This window comes from Glaciihabitans sp. UYNi722 (assembly GCF_040549465.1).
In the GTDB taxonomy this organism is placed as follows: domain Bacteria; phylum Actinomycetota; class Actinomycetes; order Actinomycetales; family Microbacteriaceae; genus Lacisediminihabitans.
In genome coordinates this window covers 131,824-153,195 of the sequence record NZ_JBEPTL010000004.1, presented here as the reverse complement: position 1 = coordinate 153,195, position 21,372 = coordinate 131,824, and the positions used below count along the sequence as shown (strand labels likewise).

The following is a 21,372-nucleotide window of genomic DNA, read 5'->3' as shown; positions in this document are numbered from 1 at the left end:
TACTTCACCTTCCAGAGATGCACGACTACAAAACTCGACTCGTTCACCATGCTAAGGCGTGTCTGATGACAAGTATGGGTGGGATGCCTCCGAGAGCCGACCAGAACGCGTTTCTCCTGCCTGGTCACAGCGAACCGTTGGTCGGCGTGTGTTCAGCGGGCGCCGACCAACGGCGTGTGATGCACTACTAGACGAGCCAGCGATGCTTCTCCACGACCGGCAGGCTCTTCCAGATCCTGCCGAGGCCGAAGGTGTCCCCCGCCGAAAAGACCGCAACGACGATCAGGGCGATCGCGTAGATGATGTGGTAGTCGACGATCGGGTTAGTCGATGCCGCGTTGGCGCCGAATGACCACTCCGCCAGATACATGAACACCATGATGACCGTACCGGCTACAGCACTGACGCGGAGTCCCACGCCCAGCATCACGGCGATGCCGATGCCGAGCATGCCTGCCATAAACAGGATGTCAGACGCCGGGCTCGCAATCGCGGCGAAGAAAGGCTTCAGCGGTCCGACAACCGATGGACTGTTGAGGAACCCTTGGCTGGGAGTGCCGCCATTGATCCACGCCCGGGCTGCCGGCGTGGAGTATCCCCAGCCGAATGTCTTGTCGAAGAACGCCCAGAGGAAGATGAATCCGGTTGCCAGTCGAAGCACGGCAAGCGTCCAGCGTCCGGCTCGCGAGCGAACGATGTCGGTCTCTCTCGCGAGGCTGCTGTCACCGATGGGGACCTTCTCACGAATTATTGGTGTGGTGTGCGCTGCAGTTGTCATGATGTTCTGCTTTCTTGTGGCTTGATGTGCATGCTGATGGATCTGGCGTGGAGCGTCGCCCAGGTGTCAGGCGGCGACGTATTCTTTCGTGGCGACGATGATGTCGGCGAGTCCTTTCTTGGCATCGGCGAAGAACATTCCGGTCTTAGCATCCGTGAAAAGGGGGTTGGGTATTCCTGCGTATCCGGTGCTCATCGATCTCTTCAGCACCACGACTGAGGCGGCGCGATCGACATCGAGAATCGGCATTCCCGAGACGGCGTTACCGGGCCGGCGCGCAACCGGGTTGCATACATCGTTGGCTCCGACGACAAGCGCGATATCACAGGTGTCGAAAGCCGCGTTGGCTTCGTCCAGCTGGAGCATCTGCGTGTACGGCACATTGGCTTCTGCGAGAAGCACATTCATGTGACCCGGCATCCGACCCGCAACCGGGTGGATGGCGTATTTAACATCGACACCGTGCGCCGTCAGCAGTGTCGCAAGTTCCGCAACCTCGTGCTGGGCCTGCGCCGCCGCGAGACCGTATCCGGGAACGATGAGCACGTGCCTGGCATAGGCGAGTTGGATTGCGACGTCATCGACACTGACCTGGCGGATGTCCGTGAGGTCATCTGCGATGCCTCTGGATGTCGAGACCGAATCGCCGGTGCCGAAGCCGCCAAGGATGATGCTCACCACCGGCCGGTTCATGGCCTTCGCCATCTGAAGGGTGAGGATCGTCCCGGCCGCTCCGACCAGGGCGCCGGCGATGATCAATGCCTGATTGTCAATCGCGAAGCCCGCCATAGCGACCGCAAGTCCGGTGAGAGCGTTGAGGAGCGAAACGATAACCGGCGCGTCGGCTCCACCGATCGGAAGCACCATCAGCACACCGAACGCGAGTGCCGCAATGAGGACGACCAGCATCAGCACGAGGTTGTGTGTGGAGAGAGTCACCAGCGCCCCAGCAGCAAGAGCGGTGAACACCACAATCACGTTGATGGCTCGTGCCCCTGGGAATCGGATGGGCTTTCCAGGGATGATGCCCTGGAGCTTGCCCGCCGCGATCAGAGAACCCGAAAGCGTCACCGATCCGATTAGAACGTCCAGCACCAGAGGAATGGAGGTGACCGGCGGCAACGTCGATGCACGCAGGTGGAGCACGTAGTCCGCGAGCGCGACCGTGGCGGCGGCTCCACCCCCAACGGCGTTGAAGACACTGACGAGTTGTGGAATCTCGGTCATCGGGACCCTGCGGGCACGGAAGACGCCGAAGAGACCGCCGGCGATGAGGCCGAGCGTGAGGGCGATCCACCCCCACGGATTGTCAGCATCGACGAGGGAGAAGACGGCCGCCGAGACGACGGCAACGCCCATCCCGATCGCGGAGACCCCATTGCCGCGTCGTGCGGTCGACGGGGCGCGCATGAGGTGCAGACCGATCACAAACATTATGGCCGCGACGAGCGAGAGACTTCCGATACTGAACTCGACGCCGGTCATGAGGCGTCCTCCACTGATTCCGTGATCGTTCTCGGTTTCGTGAACATCTTCAGCATCCGATCGGTGACGACGTAGCCGCCCAACACATTGGCCGTCGCGAATGCCGCGGCGACGAACGTCAACGCATAGCCGGCCGGACTGTCAGCCGCGGAAGCCGTGATAATTGCCCCGACAATAACAACGCCGTGGATGGCGTTCGCACCCGACATCATCGGGGTGTGGAGTGTGGTGGGGATCTTGCTGATCACCTCGAAACCGACGAGAAGGCTCAGTACGAAGATCGCAAGGTTGCCGAAAAGTGTTTCGATCATGACGCCGCGACCTCCAGGCCGACTACGGATGCTTCGAGCGATCGCAGCCCGACGGCGGATCGGACTACGGCGTTCGTCAGTTCGCCGTCATGACAGACCACAATGCCGCGATGGACGTCGTCCGACGGGTCGATCGTCACCCGGTCCTGCGGTATCAGCGAGGCGATAGCCGCGACCACATTCCTGCCGTACATCTGCGAGGCGGACGCCGGCAGATCGGAGGCGAGTTCGCCCGCGCCGACGATAGTGACACCATTCGACGTTGTGGTCGTATGTCCCTCGACCGAGCCGGCGATGTTGCCGCCTCGGTCACTCGAGCCGAGGTCGATGCAGACGGAGCCGGATCGCAACGTTGCCAGCGTTTCCTTCGAGACGAGCATCGGTGGGGTCTTGCCCGGAACCTTTGCCGTTGTGATGATGATGTCGAAGGACCGGAGAGCCGCGGCCAGTTCTGCACGCTGGACTCTCTGTTCTTCCACCGACATTGCTCGCGCGTACCCTCCCGCGCCGCTGCCAGTGGTGACCAGCGGCGTCAGAAACGTCGCGCCCAAGGATTCGACTTCGCCTCGGGAGGACTCGCGCACGTCGTATCCCGTGACCACGGCGCCGAGCCTCTTCGCCGTCGCGATGGCCTGAAGTCCGGCGACCCCTGCGCCGATCACGATGACCTTCGCCGGCGTCGCCGTTCCTGAGGCGGTGATCATCATCGGTAGATAACGTCCGAAGGTCGCAGCGGCCACGATCGCTGCGCGGTACCCGGCGGCGCTCGACTGTGAGCTCAGTGCATCCATTGACTGGGCGCGGCTGAGGGTGCGTGGGAGAAGCTCGAATGCCACTGCCGTGATACCGCGATCGGCCAGCTTCTGCATCGATGCGAGATGGGTCAGCGGTTCCAGGAGTCCGATCACCAGTTGGTTGGTATGAAAGTCGTCGATAAGCGCTTCGTCAAGAGCGCGCACTACAGCGATCACATTGCTCGTGGTCAGCACAGCACGGCGGGTCGAGATTGTTGCGCCGGATGCCTCGTAGTCAGCGTCGGCAAAGCTTGCTTCTTTTCCTGCGCCGCTCTGCACGAGAACTGTGCGGCCTGCTGCAACTAACCGCACAACGGCGCTGGGATCAAGGGCGACTCGCCGCTCATCCGCTGCGGTTTCGGTCAGCACACCCACCGTGACACCACTCATGACCACTCCCTGGACTTCATCACGGCTGTTTGCCGCGCGGTGCATCGGGCACCTAGAGCGAGTGTGATTGCGCAAGGGAGCGCGTGTAGGGGCGAAGGTCCCATCGGATTCCTGGGACTTCCGGCTCTATCCGTGGCATGCCGGCAACTGATCTGCTGGAAACAACGGAGAAAGAAGGCATCATGGCGCACGAGAAGAATGAAGACGAGCTGTCGCCGCAAGGACCGGTCACCGAACTTTCCGACATCGAAAGCTGGGAATTGCTCTCGGCATCCACGTTCGGCCATCTCGGTCTGAGCGTCGACAACAGGCCAGAGATCTTCCCTGTCGACTATCGCGCCCAGGATGCGGCAATCGTCTTCCGCACAGCAGAGGGCACCAAACTGCACGACCTCATCAGTAACGACTCGGTCGTCTTCGAAGCCGACGCACGAACAGAATCCGGCGACTGGAGCGTTGTCGTCAAAGGAACTGCGCGGGTGCTGGAGGATGAAACCGAGCTCAGAGGCGCAGATCTCCTGTCATTCTCCGAATGGGTACCCACGAGTCTCTATGTCTACGTGCGCATCGATCCGACACAGATCCGCGGCCGACGTTTCACCGGGCACCTTCAGGCGGAGCGCAAATACGCGGGACCTTCGACCTAGACGAGTGCGCTACCAGATCGCAGGCTGGGCTCAACCAAGAAGGAGCCAGCACTATGACGTCGATGGAAACCCGAATCTCGCACGAGCTCGCGAAAGTGTCCAGTTATCCATTGCACGTTGTCGATGCCTGGTGGCGCGCGGCCAACTACCTCACTGTCGGCCAGATCTATCTGATGGATAACCCTTTGCTCAGGCATCCGCTATCTCCGGAACAGATCAAACCGCGCCTTCTCGGACACTGGGGAACATCGACGGCGCTCAACCTCGTCTATGCCCACCTCAATCGGCTGATCGTGCAGAGGCATCAGAACATCCTCTTCATCGCCGGTCCTGGTCACGGCGGACCGGCGATGGTCGCCAACGCATGGCTCGATGGCACATACTCCGAGTTGTTCCCTCAGATCACGCAGGATGCCGACGGCATGAAGCGACTGTTCAGACAGTTCTCTTTTCCCGGCGGCATCCCGTCGCACGCTTCGCCCGATACGCCCGGTTCGATACATGAGGGGGGAGAACTCGGCTATTCACTTGTGCACGCCTACGGGGCCGCTCTCGACAACCCGTCACTCACTGTCGCCTGCGTGATCGGCGACGGAGAGGCCGAGACGGGAACCCTGGCGGCGAGCTGGCATCTCAACAAATTCCTGAACCCAGAGACTGACGGCGCGGTGCTTCCGATCCTCAACCTCAACGGCTACAAGATTGCGAATCCGTCGATCCTCGCCAGGATCCCTGAGACCGAACTTCTCGAACTGTTCCGTGGTTACGGGTATTCCCCGCGCATCGTCTCCGGAGGATTCGATGGCGAAGACCCGATGGTCGTGCATGAAGCGCTGTCGTCCGCCCTCGAAGTGGCCGTCGATGACATCGCTGACATTCGCCGTGCGGCCAGAGGCGGCCGCGGTAAGGGAAGGCCGACCTGGCCGATGATCATTCTGCGCACACCGAAAGGGTGGACCGGCCCACGATTTGTCGACGGCGTCCCGGTCGAAGGTACCTGGCGGGCGCACCAGGTTCCACTGGCGGAGGTACGCGAGCGCGCCGATCACCGTGCGCTCCTCGAGGAATGGATGCGCAGTTATCGCCCGGAGGAACTCTTCGACCGCGACGGTCGACCGACGGCGGGACTCGAGATGATCACTCCACGTGGCATCGAGCGGATGAGTGCCATCCCCGCATCGAATGGTGGTCTCCTTCTCAAGAACCTCACCCTGCCTCCGATCGAGCGCCGAGCAGTCGACGTCTCTGCCCGACGGGGAGTCGTCGCCGAGTCCACCAGGGTGCTCGGTCACTGGCTCGCGGACGTGATGCGTGCCAACCCCACCAATTTCAGGATCTTCGGACCGGACGAGACCGCATCCAATCGGCTCGACGCTGTCTACGAGGTCACCGCCAAGCAGTGGCAGGGAACGGTTGTCGACACTGACGAGCATCTCGCCGGCGAGGGCAAGGTCATCGAAGTGCTGAGCGAGAACCTCATCGAGGGTCTTCTCGAGGGGTACCTGCTGACCGGCCGCCACGGGTTGATGAACTCCTACGAGGCCTTCATCCACGTCGTGGACTCCATGTTCAACCAGCACGCCAAGTGGCTCGAGTCGAGCGCGCACGTTCCTTGGCGGAGACCCGTCGCCTCGCTGACGTACCTTCTCAGTTCGCACGTCTGGCGCCAGGATCACAACGGCTTCTCACATCAGGACCCCGGGTTCCTCAACCACGTTGTGAATAAAAGCGCTGCGGTCGTGCGTGTCTACCTCCCGCCGGACGCGAACAGCCTGCTCGTCACGGCCGAGCATTGCCTTGCCAGTCGCAACTACGTGAACGTCATTGTGGCCGGAAAACAGCCCGCGCCCACCTTCCTCAGCATCGAGGAAGCCCGTGCGCACGGTGCGCGGGGAATCGGCGTCTGGGACTGGGCCGGCACCGAGCGCGACGGCGAGCAGGCCGATGTCGTCGTCGCCGCCGGCGGCGACGTACCCACCCTCGAGGCGCTCGCGGCTGTGAATCTTCTCGCCGAACACATCCCGCACCTTCGAGTGCGCTTCGTCAACGTTGTGGACCTGATGCGCCTGCAGGAACCGAGCCGGCATCCCCACGGCATGACCAACGCCGACTTCGACTCCGTCTTTACTGTCGACAAGCCGGTCGTCTTCGCGTTCCACGGCTACCCCTCGCTGGTACATCAGCTGGCCTATCGCCGCCGGAATCACGCCAACTTTCATGTCCGCGGATTCAGCGAGCAGGGAACGACAACCACACCGTTCGACATGCTGATGCTCAACGACCTCGACCGCTACAGGCTTGCGATGGATGTCATCCGATATGTTCCCGGCCTGCAGGATCGATACACCGCGTTGGCCCAGCGATTCGATGACGAGCGCAGTCGCCACCGCTCATTCGCCTATGAACACGGTGAAGACAGCCCCGATGTGCGTGGCTGGGATTGGCTGGACGCTCCCGTGGAGGACCGCTGACCAGACCGAGAGGGCCGCAACCAGGGTTACTGCCCGGCGGCCGGTTGACCGACCGACCGCACTGCGAGCCATGGCGCGGGGGGCGACCATGATTGGCTGTCCTTCCCATGCCCGATCGTCTTCACGCGGTCGTCCTGTGGTTGGTGAGTAGCGGGGTCATCTGGGCCGCGAAGTCTCCGTGCACGACCAGAACCGGACCAGCGAGGTTGAGAAGCACGTCATGAGAAACCGGACCGAGTGCCGCGATGTTCATTGCTCGTCGTCGGGAGCTCCCGATCACCAGCAACGCGCACACCGCGGACGCATCAACGAGCGCTTCGGCTGCGGGACGCCTGACAGTTCGTGTGCGAATAGGGTGCGGTGCGCCGTTAGCTTTCGCCAGTTCGAGCGCGTTCGATTCGAGTTCTTGCTGTTCGAAAGGAAGCGCGGCTCTGACGGCGTGCAGCAGAGTGAGCTGTTGCCCCGTCCTGTTCGCTTCAGCCGCGCCGAAGGCAATAGCGGCATGCCCAGCCTCAGAGTCATCGACTCCGACGACGATGCCACGACGCAGACGAGTGGAGGACTCGGGAATCACGGCCACAGGTACTCGAGCCATCGCCGCGAGCTGCAGGCTGCGAGAACCGAAGGCCTGACCATGGATAAAGCCGGTCTTATGGGTACCGAGAACGATCATGGACGTGCCGAGAGACGCTGCCTCCAGTTCGACCATCGGATCGCCATGGAGCAAACGGCCGGTGACGATCATGGTTGGCTCGACGGCCTGCGCGAAATTGATTTCACGCTCGATCAGGTCACGCGCGGAGGGATGCATCTCCTCGATCAACCGGCTTCCGACGGTTCCCCATTCGTCATCGACGACGTGAAGGAGCTCGATGTCGCTGCCGGTGCTGTCGGCTCGTTCGACCGCCCACCTGATGGCGGCTCTGCTCGCTGACGAACCATCGACTCCAACAACGATTGTGTGACTCACTCTGTGCTCCCTGATATTCGGTCTCTCCATTGTTGGCAGATAACCGAGAATCGGGCAGGGCCGAAGGTCCTGCGACAATCCTCCGGTTCAGCACCGGGGAGTAGGCTCGGCGAATCCGGCACCAACCGGCGAACAGTACCAAGCTGAGCGCGCAGGGAGTTGCCATGGCCCAGGAAGATCCACTCTCCTTCGCCGACGATCCGCGGGCGGACCTCGATCGTGCCCTCGACGACCTCGTCGATCGAGCCAAAGACGTACTCACCACCCAGGGCAGGTTGCGCGCGCTGTTGCGGGCCAACCAGGCGGTCACCGAACATTTGGAACTTCCCGTCGTACTTCGCACGATCGTCGAAGCGGCTGTAGAACTCGTGGGCGCCCAATACGGCGCACTCGGGGTCATCGCACCCGACGGCAGTCTGGAACAATTCATCAACGTGGGGATGTCGCCCCACCAGGTCGAGGACATCGGCCAGCTGCCCAGTGGCCACGGGCTCCTCGGCGCCCTCATCGATGACCCCCATGTCATTCGGCTTGAAGAGCTCTCGGACGACCCGCGGTCCGCCGGATTCCCGGCCCACCATCCATCGATGAGCAGTTTTCTCGGTGTTCCGGTGCGCGTGAGAGATGAGGTCTTCGGCAACCTCTATTTGACCAATCATTCGTCGGGAAAATTTTCTCGTGACGACGAACAGCTCGTCGCTTCACTGGCCGCGACGGCCGGGGTCGCGATCGACAATGCGCGGTTGTACGCCCAGACTCAGCGCCGCCACGCGTGGTCAGCGGCATCTGCCGAGATCACCTCCGCAATGCTGTCGGCCGTCGAAAGCGAAGCGGTTGCCATGCTGGCCAGTAGGGTTCTCGACCTGTCGGGCGCAGACCTGGTTACCGTCGTGGTACCCGGCACCGATCCGGACGAGGTCATCGTCACTGTGGCCAGGGGAATTGACGAAGACCAACTGGAGGGGCGCCATTTCCCCGCGAACGAGACCCTCGCGGGCAGCGTGCTCGCGGGCGGCCATCCCCGGCTGGTCCATGACGGAAACGGCAGTGCGACGACGTTGAGCGACGGACGGATGCTCGGCCCGATCATGGCGCTTCCCATCATTTCCGCGACACGAACGGAGGGGGTACTGCTCGTCTGCAAGCTCGCCGACGGGCAACGCTTCACTTCCGACGACCTCGAAATGGCGGCAGATTTCGCCGGCCAGGCAAGCGTCGCGCTTGAACTCGTGAAGGCGCGCGCCGCTCAGCAGCGAGTGCTGATGCTCGAAGATCGCGGGCGCATCGCCAGAGACCTTCACGATCATGTCATCCAACAACTCTTCGGCACAGGGCTCGAACTTCAGAGCATCGCTGGTTCTCTTGGTTCACCGGATGTGGGGCGACGCGTGCTCGACTCAGTGGCGAATCTCGATGCCGCGATCTCCCAGATCCGCACCATTATTTTCGCTCTGACTTCCACCGGCTCCGAGCAGCGGGAGTCGGTTCGTCACCAATTGATCGACCTGGCCAACGACGTGTCGAGCGGCACAACCCGGATTCCGACGGTCGCATTCTCCGGACCCGTCGACCTCGTGGTCACAGGCGATCTGGCCAAAGACATCATCGCCGTCGCACGAGAATCCCTGACGAACGCGACCAAGCATGCCGGAGCAACCAGCACCTCGGTAACCGTGGCCGTCGACGGATCATCGGTCGAAGTCGTCGTCACGGATGACGGTAGCGGCATAGCGAACACCGGACGACGAAGTGGACTGGCCAACCTCGAGCTTCGGGCGACGTCCCGCGGTGGAACCTTCACCATCGATTCGAGTTCGGCTGGCACCACGATCACCTGGACAGTGCCCATCCCCGCCAGCGACGAGGAGACGACATGACAGAGCCCATCCGCGTCTTTCTGGTCGACGACCACGAGATAGTCAGGAAAGGCCTCGCCGGAGTGCTCGATGCCGAGCCCGACATCGAGGTCATCGGCGAAGCCGCGACAGCGGCTCAAGCTCGCGCGCGCATCGCGGCCACTCTGCCCGATGTGGCTCTGCTCGACGTGCGGCTGCCCGACGGGAGCGGGATCGACGTGTGCCGAGACATCCGCTCTCGCTTTCCGCAGATCCACTGCCTCATTCTGACCGCATACGATGACGATGAAGCCATCTCCGCCGCTGTCATCGCCGGGGCCGCCGGCTACGTACTCAAAGACGTGCGGGGCAGCGGACTCATCGAATCGATCCGAAAGATCGCTGCGGGGAAAGTACTGCTCGATCCACGCCTGGCAAAGCGGGTCGTTCAACGACTCGAATCGACGACGTCAAACGATCCTCGACTCGGAGCCCTCAGCGCACGCGAACGGCAGATCCTCGCTCTGATAGCCGACGGGTTGACCAACCGACAGATCGGCGAAAATCTGTCGCTCGCCGAGAAGACCGTCAAGAACTATGTCTCGGGGTTGCTCAGCAAACTGGGACTGCAACGCCGCACCCAGGCCGCAATCCTGCAACTGGGAGCACGACAGCGATGAGTGCAGTTCCTGCGGACTCCTCCATAGACATCATTCACTCGATCAGCTAGGAATTCACCATGCAGAAGATCTCACTGATCGCCCTGGCCCGACACCACCTAGAGCAGGCAGAGCGCGCCTCCAGCGGCCGTAGCGCGGAGACGGTGTTCGGCGGCCACGAGCATCAGCTTCGTCAAACGCTCATCGCGTTGGGCACTGGACAGTCGCTCTCGGAACACCAGAATCCGGGCGAAGCGACTGTGCAGGTCATTGTCGGGCGAGTACTACTGCGGTCGGGCGATGTCAGCTGGAATGGTTCGCCTGGCGATCTGCTGACCATCCCTCCCGGGCTGCACTCACTGGACGCCGTAGAAGACTCGGCGTTCCTCCTTACGGTGGTCAAGGGCGCCTGAGCGCTCGGCTCAAATGGACTGGCTATATCCGAAGAATTCGTGATCGTTGTTGTAGCCGCCGAGGCCGCCACCGACCTCGGAGAAGTGCTCGACGAACTCGATGCCCTTCAGCCATTTCACCATCTTGAATCCCAGTTCGATCTCATTTCTGAGCCTCACGGGCGCGCCATGACCGAAGGAGAGGGCCGAGTCGTTCATGTCGTAGGCCAGCATGGTCAGGTGGTGGCTCATCTGCTCGATCGGCTGCGCGTCGTAGAAGATTCCTCCATCGGGCCCGAGAGCGTGTGAATAGAAGATCACCCATTTCGCCTCCGGCCTCGGCCGCACGAGTTCGAGGATGGTCTGCATCGACACGCCACCCCACTTGGCGACTCCTGACCAGCCCTGGATGCAAAAGTGCTGGGTGATCTGCTCGTGGTGAGCCAGCGCTCTCAGACCGGGCAGATCAAGTTCGACCGGGTTGTCGACCAGCCCGTTGACTCGCAACGAGTAACCACCAAAATCTTCGGCCTGAAGAGCGAGATACTCTTTCGTATCCGGGTACCGGCCGTTGTGCCAGAAGTACGGTGAGATGTCTTTCGCGGTGTACTGGCCGGGCTTCGCGTCGATGTGCTCGAACAGTCGCTGCGCTGGGCCGATAAGTGCGTAGCCGACCCTCTGCACCACCCGCGGATGCCGATAGGTGAGTGGAGTCGCCGCCACCCAGCTCGCGATGACAATGATCATGAACCCGGCGAAGATCCAGAAACCCACCCATGACCCATCGTCACGACCGGCGTACATGTGATTGAGGTTGCGGAGTGCCCCTGTGGTCAGCACGAGGGTGACGTGGACGACGATGAACAGAAGGAACCAGCAGAGCACGAGGAAATGCACAGACCGAGCAAGCTGAATGTTGAACACCGAACTGATCCGGGCAAACCGGGTCGACAGGGCGGGCGACATCCCGAGACCGGTGATCAGGGCGAGGGGAGCCGCGACGAAAACTGTGAGGAAATAAGCGAGAAGTTGCAAGCCGTTGTAGTTTGTCCACCCGGTCTCGAGCGGCCAGTCCAGTGAGCCGTATTGGATGGCAACCGAGATCGCATTCGGGATCACGTCCCAGTGCAGTGGCACGAGTCGGATCCACTGGCCCGTGGTGAAGATCAGCACGTAGAAGACAATTCCGTTGGCAAGCCACAGCGTATCGATGCCGAGATGCCACCAGCGCGCGAGACCGATCGAGTGTCGGCGTCCAGGCAGCCCGACGCCGTTCGGCAACGTGATCGAGTCCTGCTTCGCAGTGTAGAGCGGGTCGGTTGGTACCGGTTTCTGCACCCGAAACCAGTCCCTGCCCGGGTTGGAATGGCGGGTCCAATAGAGCCGCGGATGATCCGACAGGATCGTTGCACCGGACCGGATGATGAAGATCATGAAAAAGATGTTCAGAAAATGCTGCCATCCGAGCCAGGCCGGAAAGCCGACCGGCGCGCCGGCGGGCAATTCCGACACGCCCGGATGCGGCCGTATGAACTCGTGGATGCCAGGGATCTCGCGAAGGCCCTTGGCGACGGCAATGCCCACGATGAGCACCACCAGTCCGATCGGCACCAGCCAGAGCAGGTTAAACCACTTGTTCCGGCCGACACGCACTCGTGGGGCCACACCGATCAGGGCGTTGCGCCCACCACCTGAATTCGCCCCTGTTCCTTTCCGAGACTGAAGGCAAGGGCGATCCTGGTTCGGCTCTCGGCCAGGCGCTCCCGATCCGCCAACACATTTCCGAAGTCACTCTGCCGTGCGATCGAGAGCGCTGGCAGGCCAGAGGTCCCTCACGCTGGCCATAATCATGACATGATGAATTTATAAAGTCGATATACCAAAAAGGGATACTGTGTGAAAATAACTGCACGACTGATGTACCTGCTCGGTGCGTCGTTTCTCGCCGTCGATGCCATCTATCTCGTGTGGAGTCTGCTCGCCGACAATTTCGAACTCATCGGCCTGATGACCATGGGGCTGTCGGGCATCCTGTGCCTCTTCCTGGCCTTCTACTTCGGGCGGGTGGTCAAGGCCGGCGGCGCGGTCCCTTGGGTAGAAGATCGTCTCGATGCGGAGATCGACGATGGCGACCCGGAGGTCGGTTTCTACAGTCCGTGGAGTTGGTGGCCGGTATTGCTGGCCGGGTCTCTCGCGATCATGTTCGTCGGCGTCGCGATCAGTGCGTGGATCGTGATGATCGCGGTGCCCCTGCTCGCCGTCTGCATCGTCGGCTGGGTCTACGAGTACTACCGCGGATACTTTGCTCGATGAGTTTCACAGCGATCGACGCTTCACAAGTTGATGAAATGAAGTATCCATGGAATCGTGACGGAATGGACCAGTATACGGATGCCCACCGCCCGCTCTACGAAGTCAAGGCCAACCTCTTCAAGGGCCTCTCCCACCCGGTACGGGTTCGTGTGCTCGAGGTGCTCGCGGCCTCGCCCACCGTTTCAGTGGCGGACCTCCTGACCGATACCGGGCTCGAGGCATCGCATCTCTCACAGCATCTGTCCGTACTACGGCGACACAATCTCGTGGTCGCGGAAAGGCGCGCGAGTCAGGTCTTCTACCGGCTGGCCTATCCAGAAGTTGCCGGACTGTTGTCTGTTTCGCGAGCACTCCTTGTGAGAATTCTCGAACGCACGCAGGAGCAGCTCGTATCGACGGTTAATCTGCCCGATGTCGTGGCACAGCGAGGCGTGGACGACGGCGAAGTACACCGGTGAGGGCGACTCGATATGCCCGCTCTCTTCTGCCGAGCTGGGCGGACTATCGCTCTGCGCGGCGTACCTGGCGTGCAGATCTGATTGCCGGCGCGACCGTCGGGATCGTGGCACTTCCACTCGCGCTGGCCTTCGGCGTGAGCTCGGGTGCCGGGGCCGAAAGCGGAATCGTGACCGCGATCGTCGCAGGCATTATCGCGGCCGTGTTCGGCGGTTCGAACATTCAGGTATCGGGGCCGACCGGCGCGATGGTGGTGGTTCTCGGCCCCATCGTCGCGATACACGGACCGGGCGTGGTAGCCGTGGTGAGCCTGATGGCCGGCGTTGTGGTCCTCGTCGGCGGCATTCTGAAACTCGGGCGAGTTGTCTCCTATATTCCCTGGCCGGTCATCGAAGGCTTCACCCTCGGTATCGCGGTGATCATCTTCCTTCAGCAGGTGCCGGCGGCGTTCGGAACAAAACCGGGGTCGAACAGCAACACGGCTGTTGCGGAGATCGAATCCTTCGCCGCGATCGACTGGACGCTGGTGGTGTGGCCGATGGCGGCTGTCGTGGTTGTGGTGCTTGTCATGGTGCTGGCCCCGCGCATCCACCCGCGGCTTCCCGGATCGATCATCGCCATCATTGTCGTCTCAGTGGTCGCCAACGTCGCGAATCTTCCGCTGGCGCGTATCGGCGCACTGCCCGGGTCGCTCCCCGCGCCGTCTGTCCCATTATTCGACCCATCGGTCCTCGGGTCACTCGTGGGGCCTGCGCTGACCGTCGCCGCGCTCGCGGCGATCGAGTCCCTGCTGTCAGCACGGGTCGCCGCTTCCCTCTCGGACACAGGGCCGTACGACGCGGATCGCGAACTCGTCGGTCAAGGGCTGGCATCGATCGCCTCCGGATTCTTCGGTGGAATGCCCGCGACCGGAGCGATAGCCCGCACTGCAGTCAATGTTCGATCGGGCGGGCGGTCACGGATCGCCGCAATCGTTCACGCCGTCGTGCTTATCGGAGTGGTCTACCTTGCCACAGGCATTGTGTCCGAGGTGCCGCTCGCGGCTCTCGCCGGCGTACTGATGGTGACTGCGATCCGGATGATCTCGGTGGCAACCGTGCGAAGCGTGCTTGGATCGACTCGTTCCGACACCGTTGTCTTCATCATCACGGCACTCATCACGGTGTCCTTCGATCTCATCGTCGCGGTCGGCATCGGGATCGCCGTCGCCGCTTTCTTCGCGCTGAGAACCCTGTCGCAATCGGGCAGCGTCCATCGCGAAGAGCTACCCGGCATCGCCGTTGCGGGTGATGAACACATCGCATTGTTCCGACTGGATGGCGCTCTCTTCTTCGGCGCAGCCGACCGGATGCTCGCGCGGGTGAGCCAGATCAGCGAAGTCTCCGTTGTCATCATCCGCATGTCCCAACTGCAGGTGTTGGATGCAACTGGGGCCCGCGTGATCACGGAAATGATCTCCCGGCTCGAGCGTCGTGGCGTCACGGTGCTCGTGAAGGGCATCCAGCCGCGGCACATGAGGCTTGCTACCGCGGTCGGCGTGATGAGCTCGCTGAGGCATCAGAACCACCTGTTCGGCGACCTTGATGCCGCGATCAATCATGCGCGCAGCCACGTACAGCGCAGACCCCAGCCCCTACCACGGTCCCGATGAAGGCTGCACCGCGAGCGCCCCTGGGACCTTGGACTCTAGGACTGCCTCTCCGGGCACGTTTGACTTGGAGACACCGACAAGCAGATTCGCTTGCCGCAATTTCCCGCGACAGGCAGGACGCCCACAATGCTTCTCTTGACAAATCCCGGCCCAGGCCCGATACCCAGCGGCGCGGTGATGGGTGAGACGCACCGGGCGTCTCGGGCGAGAGTTGACCCGACAAATATCGATCTTGCCCTTGCTGGGAACATGATCATGATCGCGACATTCGAGTCATCGATTCGGTTGGCTGACCGTGATGTCCGATAGGGCGCCGAGTCTCGACAGCTCGAAGGAGCCAAGCATGAGCTATCGCGCGACCGTCACGTCCTCGGTTCTCTTTGTGACCGAGTTGAAACCCTCAGTCGATTTTTATACCCGGGTACTGGGATGCCGAGCGACCGTTCAGGAGGCCGATTCTGCGCTGCTGCTCGCTCCCGGCGGCTTCCAGATCTACGTCATTGCCCGAGGCCGGCGTGCGAGTCATCCGCTCGGCGCGATCGGCAACCAGGGTCTGATGTGGGCGACCGAGACCGCGGACGAACTGGCCCTTTTCGCCACCGCGTTGAAGAACGAAGGATGTTACCGTGACACCCGCGTCGTGGACGGAATCACCTTCGTCGAGGGACGTGATCCGGACGACCTCCGCGTCGTGGTAGCGAATCCGAGCCCGATTCAGGCACCCCGATCGGTTGTGGCCGCGCAATTCTTCACCTGATTCGACGGATCGCGTGCGGCGAACGAGCCACGCCCATCAGCTCGACACAGGCCCGACTCTCGGAAGACGGAAATCCCAGTTCAGGGATGGCGCACAAAACGGCGCGACAAAACCTCCGCTTGCGGCATCCAGATGAATCGGAATATCAAGGCCGGTGCGCGCCTGAAGGTCGTCAAGAGCGAGGCTGATCGCCTCGACGTCTTCGAACTTGCCAGTGAAGGTCTGGCCGAAAGTGACGACTACGGCGATAGTGTTTTCATCGCACTGAGCAATGGCCGCTTCACTTGACCCGGTGGTCGAGGTGCCGACAGTTGTCATCGAGCTGGGCGCGTTGAAGAGATCGGCGAGCATGTGCACGCAGCGCGCCTCCAACTCTGCCGTCTGTGGGTACTCGTCTTTGTCGGCGATGTTCTTGTCGATCGAATCGGCCATGAACTGGCGCACTTCTGGCTCCACCCAGGTGGTGCAGAAAGTGGCGAGGTTCATTCGAGCCACTCCATCGAGCATCAGCTAGTCGGTGACCAACTGATAGATCTCTCGCGGCTCCTGCTCGACAAGCGGCAACATGTTCGTCGGTGCGCGGAATATTCAGTGGATGATCAGCACGGGGCAGGTGGCGTGCTCTGCGCAGACAGCGCTCACGGAGCCGAGCAGGAGGCCCGCGACGCCACCGTGGCCACGACTGCCGACGATGAGCATTTCGGCGCCACGGCTCTCGTCGACCAGCACCTGAGCCGCATTTCCTTCGCGAGAAACACTGGTGAACCAGTCCGGCACCCCGTCTGTGAAAACGGTGCTGATCGCGTCGGATCGGATGGATTCCGCATCGTTGTACGGCGAGTACTCCATCCCGCCGTCGGCGTAACCTGAGGGATACCGCCACGATGTCACTGTCTCCAGCGTCGTGTTCAGTGCGCTCGCGATGCGGATGCCGCGGTGCAGCGCCGCGATGGAGGAGTCGGAGCCATCCAATCCGACAACAACTCGACCGGTTCGAGGCGCAAGCGAAGGTGCGATGGTGGGTGAGGTTGTGGCGACCGAGAACGGCTCATAGCGCACCCCCTCGGGATCGCTCACAAGATGGGTGGGGATCGCAGCTTGCTCTGTTGTCTGATTCATGACCTCAGTCCACCTCTGGTAGCGGCTGGGGAGCAGGACTTTCGACCCTGAATGTTTCGGGCCGCCAGGGCGCCTCGCTGCCGTGCGCGCCGCACTTCGGGTGCAGGAGTCGCTGCGGGCGCGATGAGGAATCGTCTCAGCAGACGATGACGATTTTCTGGCAACCGATGTCGCCTGCTGCCAGGTTGTCTGTCAACCGCCCGGAACCGGTGCGGCCTCGGCCACGAGTGAGTCATGCAGACCGGGGGTCATCGCTATCGAACCGTCGCGGCCGATAGCACAGACATCGATCGACCAGCGTTGGGTCGCTTCGGCGAGGAAGGAGCTGCCGCCGGCCAGGATTGCGGTCGCGAGCACGTCCGCGCTGACGATGTCGTCCGCTACGACGGATGCCTGGACGAGGTCGCTCACGACATCGGACCGTCGCCAGATATGCTCGCCGCGCTCACTCGTTCCCGATGTTGCGAGCGCGCGACGCGCCCCGCGCAATTCGACGGCACACAGCAGGGTGGTCCTGTCGTCGGGATCCACGATGCCCATGATCCAGGGCATGCCGTCAGCTGGTGACCCTGAGACGAGGATGTCTCCGCCGACGTTGAGGCTCCACGAACGCAAACCGTGCTCGTGAAGAAGCCGCCCCGCTCGCTCGATGGCGAGAGCTTTGACGATTCCGTCGAGGTCGACGACCCCGTCGGGCCGGTGCGGGGTGAACGCGCCGTCAGTGAGTCGGCGCCAGTCGAGCGCGGCCGCGTAGGTCGAACGGAGCTCGCTGCTCGACTCGGTGAGAGCGAGTGAGCCAGTTGCAATTCGGCTGAGTTCGGTCTCTGGTCGGTACAGCGAGAATCGCCCCTCGAGGTCGGAGAAAACGTCGTGCAGGCCCTGGATGTCGTCCGGTCGCAGATCGGCTCCGCGCACATCGAGCGATGCGACGGTCCCCATGGTCGGGAAGACGTGGTTCACAGACCGGCCTTGTCGATTGCCGATTGGACCGAGCTGAGGTACCCGTCCGTCGTGTAGGTCGCTCCGCTCACGCCGTTGATCTGTACTGACTGGGCTGCCAGCACCTGTGAGCGAAGGATCGGCGCCGCCTGGTTGCTTATGTAGACGGATCGCCCGCCCTGGTCGGTGAGGTGGAGGGCCTTCACGTTGGTGATTTTTCCTGAGTTGACGACGATCTCGACCTGCACGTCTCCGTACATCGTCGACTGGACAGCACCGACATAGGTGCCGCTGGCCGCGCTCGTCGCAGGGGCAGACGCAGAAGGGCTCGCTGAGGGCGACGGGGATGCCGAACCGGTCGACGAACCGCTCGTGGTCGACGGCGACGGTGTAGGCGAACTACTCGTTCCTGTCGACGAGGTCGCTGTCGCATCGGCCGCCGTGAAGCTTGCAGCCGATGCGGCCCCGAGCTGCCACCCGATGCCGAGGATCGCGACGGAGGCGAAGATGCCGCCGAGCGCTGGTCGGATTCTCACCAGTCGAACCTTTCCGTATGAAGCTGATGTTTCGGGATGCCGAAGGACGTAGCCTCCGCCTCGACGAGGTCGAGCCAGGCGGTCGGGCCGCAGATATACACGTCGGAGTCGGCAAGATGGGGAAAGATGCTGTCGATTGTGACCCCGCGTCGGGCGTCTTCTTCGGTCATCCATCCACTCCCGGTCGTGGCGCGCCTGCCGACCATCGTGTACAGCCGCGCCCCTTTGGACCGTGCGAGTGCCATGACCTCGCCCCAGAGGTAGGTTTCGTCCAAGCTGGAGGCGCGGAGCAGGATGGTGGCTTCGCCCCGTCGAAGGTTCGAGTCCTCCAGGAACGCGCGCACCGGGGTGATGCCGATTCCCGCAACGATGACGGCCAGGCGCGGAGCGGTGCGACCGGCATCCGTGAAGACCCCATACGGGCCCTCGAACCACACCCGAGTGCCAACAGGTACGCGCGTGATCGAATCGCTTCCTGAACCGAGGTTGCGCACGGTGATCCTCGCGGCGCCGTCGGTAGGCAACGCCGAGAGGGAGATCGGGTGCGAGTGCCACCAGGTTCGTCCGGTCCAGAAGCGCCAGATGAAGAACTGGCCTCCGGCGGACCGCAGCGACTGGAGTTGTCGTCCGGAAAGGGTGATCGAGACCACGCCGGGCGCGACCTGCTCGATCGACGACACCCGGATCCGATGGTGGATGCTCGATAGGAACGGTTCAGCGAAGCGGAAAGTGGCGATCGAGCCGAAAGCGAGGATGTACAGAGCGACCCAGTAGACACGCTCGAAGGTGCCGGAGGCGAGGAGTCCGCCCACACTCAACTGATGAGGCACCGCCACGAGAACGGCCACGTAGCTGAGCAGGTGTATCAGGTGCCACCCCTCGTAGCTGAACTTTCTGCGGACCGCGACCAGCGAGGTGATCACCACGACGATCAGGAGGCCGAGGCCGACGAATGCGAGCGGCATGTCCGGTATCGCGAGCATCGGTCCAATCTCGGCAAAAGGATTAATGCCGGAGCTGAGGCCGTATCCGATGAGCAGGAGCGCTCCATGGGCGAGCAGGAGGTAGAGGGCTGGCTTACCCAGCGAGCGATGCACGGCGATCGCCCGGTCGTGGCCGACGGTGCGGTCGACAATCGGAATCCGCGCCGCGAGCACCAGCATCACGAGGATGAAGTCGGTGCCGATCAGGCCGGCCACGATACCGAGACTGGTCATGGCATCGGCCATCGTGCCGAACTTTCCCGTGCCGCCGTAGGCGAGAAACAGGGCGACCGCAGCGGCCGCGGAGGCCCAGAGGGTGGCGACCATCGCATCCGATCGACGCATGCGCCGACGGTAGTCGGCACGGCGGTCCGGAAACCGCCGAACTGCTCCAGGCGTCGGCGTCGGTCTCTTCATTACAGTAGTCACGGGTCTTCCCTACAGGTTCAGCAAACGTTCACGATGTGATAAGAATCGCCGAGCACTCTATGCGGATGCCGTGAGCTTGGGCCCCGCGGGGAAGAGAGTTCTCACATGTTGGGCAGTCGCACCTCGACCTCGAGTCCCGGGTGAGTGTTGGTGATGGCGACGGTTCCGCCGGCGGCGTCGCAGAGCGCGTGAACAAGGGCAAGGCCGAGGCCGGAACCGCCGGTCTCTCCCGTGCGCGAGCTGTCGGCGCGGGAGAAATGATCGAAGGCGCGGCCAACGAAGTCATCCGGCATCCCCGAACCGTCGTCTCCGACCACGAGGTCGAGTCCGTTGTCATCGATCCGTAGTGCGACGGTGATGTTCCCCCCGGGCGGGACTGCGACGATAGCGTTCGCGGTGAGATTGTCGACGACCCGCGAGAATCCTGTGGGAGACAGCGCAAAGCTGTTCGTCGGTGTGCGCACGTCGAGAGTGAACGAGACGTCGATGTCCTTCGCGAGTGCGATGAGCCGCGCGCGGTCAACGCTGTCCATCAGCTCCGATGCGAGTTCATCGGCAGAGGCCGAGCCGTGCACCTCCTCCCCTGCCTCCAGCCGTGAGAGGGCGAGAAGGTTGTCCGCCAGCGACGAGAGGCGGTCCACCGACCGCTCAGCGGAGCCGATCTGCTCGGCAAGGATCGTGGGATCGTGGAGGTGCCCGTGAGTGAGTTCGAGTTGCGTGCGCAGGGCCGCGAGGGGTGTGCGCAGCTCGTGGGCGGCATCCGAGACCACCTGCTTCTCCCGGGCGGATGCGGCGCGCACCCGACTGAGGAAAGCATTCAGCGTGACAGCGAGTGCGGAGATCTCGTCCCGGGCAGGACCGAGCGGGAGCCCCGCCGCTCCCTCGGCGGCGCTCAGGTTCTCTGCCTGACGCCGCATTCGAGTCACCGGACGAAGCGCGGCGGTGCCGAGCAACCAGGACGCGGCGCCGAACAAGATGACAAGCACAAGACCGCCGATGACGAAAAGTCGGTCGAACGAATCCATCGCAAGATCGCTTGATGCCGTACTGCGTGCCGCCCACAACCCCCAGGTGCCGTCAGCGGTCACGACCTTTCGACCGACAACGATGAATCCGGAGTCATCGGGTCCGGCGATGAACTCTTCGTCGGCCGGCGCCCGGCGCTGAAGCCGGGAACGGATCTCTTCGGGCATCGAGTCGAGCTGTACATCACCGTCGGGTGCACTGACATAGACCAGGCTCCCCTTGCCCGAATCATCGACCGGACTGTGTGGTTTTCGTCCGATCTCCGACACGAGCGGCACGAGATCGGCCGAGGCGAGAGTACGGTCCGACGTGCTCAGGACGGCGCTCGCATTGATCCGCACGACGACGACCGCCGCCCCGAAGAACACCACCGCGATCAGGATGCTGCCGACCGTGAGACGAGCGCGCAGAGAGAGTCGATTCAACATTCG

At 62.5% G+C, this 21,372-nt stretch carries 21 protein-coding genes; 9 read left to right on the top strand and 12 right to left on the bottom strand.

Going from position 1 to position 21,372, the window contains the following annotated elements:
* Nucleotides 1-187: 187 nt before the first annotated feature.
* From ABIB56_RS04490 to ABIB56_RS04475, 4 genes are all read right to left on the bottom strand, one after another.
* Entirely contained in the window at nt 188-778 is a 591-nt protein-coding gene (locus ABIB56_RS04490) for a DoxX family protein (protein ID WP_354567771.1), read from the bottom strand.
* Between the two features lie 66 nt (nt 779-844).
* The gene (locus tag ABIB56_RS04485) at nt 845-2,263 is read right to left on the bottom strand and encodes an NAD(P)(+) transhydrogenase (Re/Si-specific) subunit beta (RefSeq protein WP_354567770.1); all 1,419 of its coding nucleotides are present in this window, start codon (nt 2,261-2,263) and stop codon (nt 845-847) included.
* Nucleotides 2,260-2,574 carry an NAD(P) transhydrogenase subunit alpha part 2 gene (locus ABIB56_RS04480; RefSeq protein WP_354567768.1) on the bottom strand — a complete coding sequence of 105 codons (315 nt, stop codon included), beginning with the start codon at nt 2,572-2,574 and terminating at the stop codon, nt 2,260-2,262. Before ABIB56_RS04480 ends, ABIB56_RS04485 begins: the two co-directional genes overlap by 4 nt.
* Complete coding sequence (locus ABIB56_RS04475) at nt 2,571-3,758, bottom strand: NAD(P) transhydrogenase subunit alpha (protein ID WP_354567766.1); 1,188 nt, start codon at nt 3,756-3,758, stop codon at nt 2,571-2,573. The genes ABIB56_RS04480 and ABIB56_RS04475 overlap by 4 nt, the downstream gene beginning before the upstream one ends.
* A gap of 137 nt (nt 3,759-3,895) precedes the next feature.
* Here ABIB56_RS04475 and ABIB56_RS04470 point away from each other — a divergent pair, with 137 nt between their 5' ends.
* Together ABIB56_RS04470 and ABIB56_RS04465 are read left to right on the top strand one after the other, a co-directional pair.
* Nucleotides 3,896-4,405 carry a pyridoxamine 5'-phosphate oxidase family protein gene (locus ABIB56_RS04470; RefSeq protein WP_354567765.1) on the top strand — a complete coding sequence of 170 codons (510 nt, stop codon included), beginning with the start codon at nt 3,896-3,898 and terminating at the stop codon, nt 4,403-4,405.
* A gap of 62 nt (nt 4,406-4,467) precedes the next feature.
* A complete protein-coding gene (locus ABIB56_RS04465) occupies nt 4,468-6,876 on the top strand; it encodes a phosphoketolase family protein (protein WP_354567837.1) in 2,409 nt (802 codons plus the stop codon).
* Between the two features lie 121 nt (nt 6,877-6,997).
* Here ABIB56_RS04465 and ABIB56_RS04460 read toward each other — a convergent pair whose 3' ends face one another.
* Nucleotides 6,998-7,846 carry a universal stress protein gene (locus ABIB56_RS04460; RefSeq protein WP_354567764.1) on the bottom strand — a complete coding sequence of 283 codons (849 nt, stop codon included), beginning with the start codon at nt 7,844-7,846 and terminating at the stop codon, nt 6,998-7,000.
* 164 nt (nt 7,847-8,010) lie between these two features.
* On the opposite strand from ABIB56_RS04460, the gene ABIB56_RS04455 reads away from it, so the two are divergent.
* From ABIB56_RS04455 to ABIB56_RS04445, 3 genes are read left to right on the top strand one after another with little or no spacing between them, the layout of a single operon-like run.
* On the top strand, nt 8,011-9,723 hold the full coding sequence (locus ABIB56_RS04455) for a GAF domain-containing sensor histidine kinase (RefSeq protein WP_354567762.1): 1,713 nt from the start codon (nt 8,011-8,013) through the stop codon (nt 9,721-9,723).
* Nucleotides 9,720-10,361, top strand: a complete 642-nt coding sequence (locus ABIB56_RS04450; RefSeq protein WP_354567760.1) for a response regulator — start codon at nt 9,720-9,722, stop codon at nt 10,359-10,361. Before ABIB56_RS04455 ends, ABIB56_RS04450 begins: the two co-directional genes overlap by 4 nt.
* A gap of 59 nt (nt 10,362-10,420) precedes the next feature.
* Entirely contained in the window at nt 10,421-10,753 is a 333-nt protein-coding gene (locus tag ABIB56_RS04445) for a cupin domain-containing protein (protein WP_354567759.1), read from the top strand.
* 9 nt (nt 10,754-10,762) lie between these two features.
* On the opposite strand, the gene ABIB56_RS04440 is transcribed toward ABIB56_RS04445, so the two are convergent.
* Complete coding sequence (locus ABIB56_RS04440) at nt 10,763-12,385, bottom strand: molybdopterin-dependent oxidoreductase (RefSeq protein WP_354567757.1); 1,623 nt, start codon at nt 12,383-12,385, stop codon at nt 10,763-10,765.
* Nucleotides 12,386-12,628: 243 nt separating this feature from the next.
* On the opposite strand from ABIB56_RS04440, the gene ABIB56_RS04435 reads away from it, so the two are divergent.
* The 4 genes from ABIB56_RS04435 to ABIB56_RS04420 all read left to right on the top strand — a co-directional run bounded on the left by ABIB56_RS04435 (nt 12,629) and on the right by ABIB56_RS04420 (nt 15,909).
* Nucleotides 12,629-13,045 (top strand): cytochrome c oxidase subunit 4, encoded by a 417-nt coding sequence (locus ABIB56_RS04435; protein WP_354567756.1) that lies wholly within the window; start codon nt 12,629-12,631, stop codon nt 13,043-13,045.
* Nucleotides 13,046-13,107: 62 nt separating this feature from the next.
* Nucleotides 13,108-13,503, top strand: a complete 396-nt coding sequence (locus tag ABIB56_RS04430) for an ArsR/SmtB family transcription factor (RefSeq protein WP_354567835.1) — start codon at nt 13,108-13,110, stop codon at nt 13,501-13,503.
* A complete protein-coding gene (locus tag ABIB56_RS04425) occupies nt 13,500-15,152 on the top strand; it encodes a SulP family inorganic anion transporter (RefSeq protein ID WP_354567755.1) in 1,653 nt (550 codons plus the stop codon). The genes ABIB56_RS04430 and ABIB56_RS04425 overlap by 4 nt, the downstream gene beginning before the upstream one ends.
* A gap of 343 nt (nt 15,153-15,495) precedes the next feature.
* The gene (locus tag ABIB56_RS04420; RefSeq protein WP_354567754.1) at nt 15,496-15,909 is read left to right on the top strand and encodes a VOC family protein; all 414 of its coding nucleotides are present in this window, start codon (nt 15,496-15,498) and stop codon (nt 15,907-15,909) included.
* Nucleotides 15,910-15,945: 36 nt separating this feature from the next.
* Here ABIB56_RS04420 and ABIB56_RS04415 read toward each other — a convergent pair whose 3' ends face one another.
* From ABIB56_RS04415 to ABIB56_RS04390, 6 genes are all read right to left on the bottom strand, one after another.
* Complete coding sequence (locus ABIB56_RS04415) at nt 15,946-16,416, bottom strand: pyridoxal-dependent decarboxylase (protein WP_354567753.1); 471 nt, start codon at nt 16,414-16,416, stop codon at nt 15,946-15,948.
* An 81-nt stretch (nt 16,417-16,497) separates the two neighbouring features.
* Nucleotides 16,498-17,028 carry a universal stress protein gene (locus ABIB56_RS04410; RefSeq protein ID WP_354567751.1) on the bottom strand — a complete coding sequence of 177 codons (531 nt, stop codon included), beginning with the start codon at nt 17,026-17,028 and terminating at the stop codon, nt 16,498-16,500.
* Between the two features lie 192 nt (nt 17,029-17,220).
* The gene (locus tag ABIB56_RS04405) at nt 17,221-17,988 is read right to left on the bottom strand and encodes an FAD:protein FMN transferase (protein WP_354567749.1); all 768 of its coding nucleotides are present in this window, start codon (nt 17,986-17,988) and stop codon (nt 17,221-17,223) included.
* Nucleotides 17,985-18,503 carry an FMN-binding protein gene (locus ABIB56_RS04400; protein WP_354567748.1) on the bottom strand — a complete coding sequence of 173 codons (519 nt, stop codon included), beginning with the start codon at nt 18,501-18,503 and terminating at the stop codon, nt 17,985-17,987. The genes ABIB56_RS04405 and ABIB56_RS04400 overlap by 4 nt, the downstream gene beginning before the upstream one ends.
* The gene (locus ABIB56_RS04395; RefSeq protein ID WP_354567746.1) at nt 18,500-19,831 is read right to left on the bottom strand and encodes a ferredoxin reductase family protein; all 1,332 of its coding nucleotides are present in this window, start codon (nt 19,829-19,831) and stop codon (nt 18,500-18,502) included. The genes ABIB56_RS04400 and ABIB56_RS04395 overlap by 4 nt, the downstream gene beginning before the upstream one ends.
* Before the next feature lie 185 nt (nt 19,832-20,016).
* Entirely contained in the window at nt 20,017-21,369 is a 1,353-nt protein-coding gene (locus ABIB56_RS04390; RefSeq protein WP_354567745.1) for a sensor histidine kinase, read from the bottom strand.
* Nucleotides 21,370-21,372: the final 3 nt, after the last annotated feature.

Coding starts and splice junctions, on each gene's coding strand:
- ABIB56_RS04455 (WP_354567762.1), top strand. CDS start 8,011: ATGGCCCAGGAAGATCCACTCTCCTTCGCCGACGATCCGCGGGCGGAC.
- ABIB56_RS04430 (WP_354567835.1), top strand. CDS start 13,108: ATGGACCAGTATACGGATGCCCACCGCCCGCTCTACGAAGTCAAGGCC.
- ABIB56_RS04490 (WP_354567771.1), bottom strand. CDS start 778: ATGACAACTGCAGCGCACACCACACCAATAATTCGTGAGAAGGTCCCC.
- ABIB56_RS04445 (WP_354567759.1), top strand. CDS start 10,421: ATGCAGAAGATCTCACTGATCGCCCTGGCCCGACACCACCTAGAGCAG.
- ABIB56_RS04420 (WP_354567754.1), top strand. CDS start 15,496: ATGAGCTATCGCGCGACCGTCACGTCCTCGGTTCTCTTTGTGACCGAG.
- ABIB56_RS04450 (WP_354567760.1), top strand. CDS start 9,720: ATGACAGAGCCCATCCGCGTCTTTCTGGTCGACGACCACGAGATAGTC.
- ABIB56_RS04475 (WP_354567766.1), bottom strand. CDS start 3,758: ATGAGTGGTGTCACGGTGGGTGTGCTGACCGAAACCGCAGCGGATGAG.
- ABIB56_RS04480 (WP_354567768.1), bottom strand. CDS start 2,574: ATGATCGAAACACTTTTCGGCAACCTTGCGATCTTCGTACTGAGCCTT.
- ABIB56_RS04410 (WP_354567751.1), bottom strand. CDS start 17,028: ATGAATCAGACAACAGAGCAAGCTGCGATCCCCACCCATCTTGTGAGC.
- ABIB56_RS04465 (WP_354567837.1), top strand. CDS start 4,468: ATGGAAACCCGAATCTCGCACGAGCTCGCGAAAGTGTCCAGTTATCCA.
- ABIB56_RS04390 (WP_354567745.1), bottom strand. CDS start 21,369: ATGTTGAATCGACTCTCTCTGCGCGCTCGTCTCACGGTCGGCAGCATC.
- ABIB56_RS04470 (WP_354567765.1), top strand. CDS start 3,896: ATGCCGGCAACTGATCTGCTGGAAACAACGGAGAAAGAAGGCATCATG.
- ABIB56_RS04395 (WP_354567746.1), bottom strand. CDS start 19,831: ATGCGTCGATCGGATGCGATGGTCGCCACCCTCTGGGCCTCCGCGGCC.
- ABIB56_RS04485 (WP_354567770.1), bottom strand. CDS start 2,263: ATGACCGGCGTCGAGTTCAGTATCGGAAGTCTCTCGCTCGTCGCGGCC.
- ABIB56_RS04415 (WP_354567753.1), bottom strand. CDS start 16,416: ATGCTCGATGGAGTGGCTCGAATGAACCTCGCCACTTTCTGCACCACC.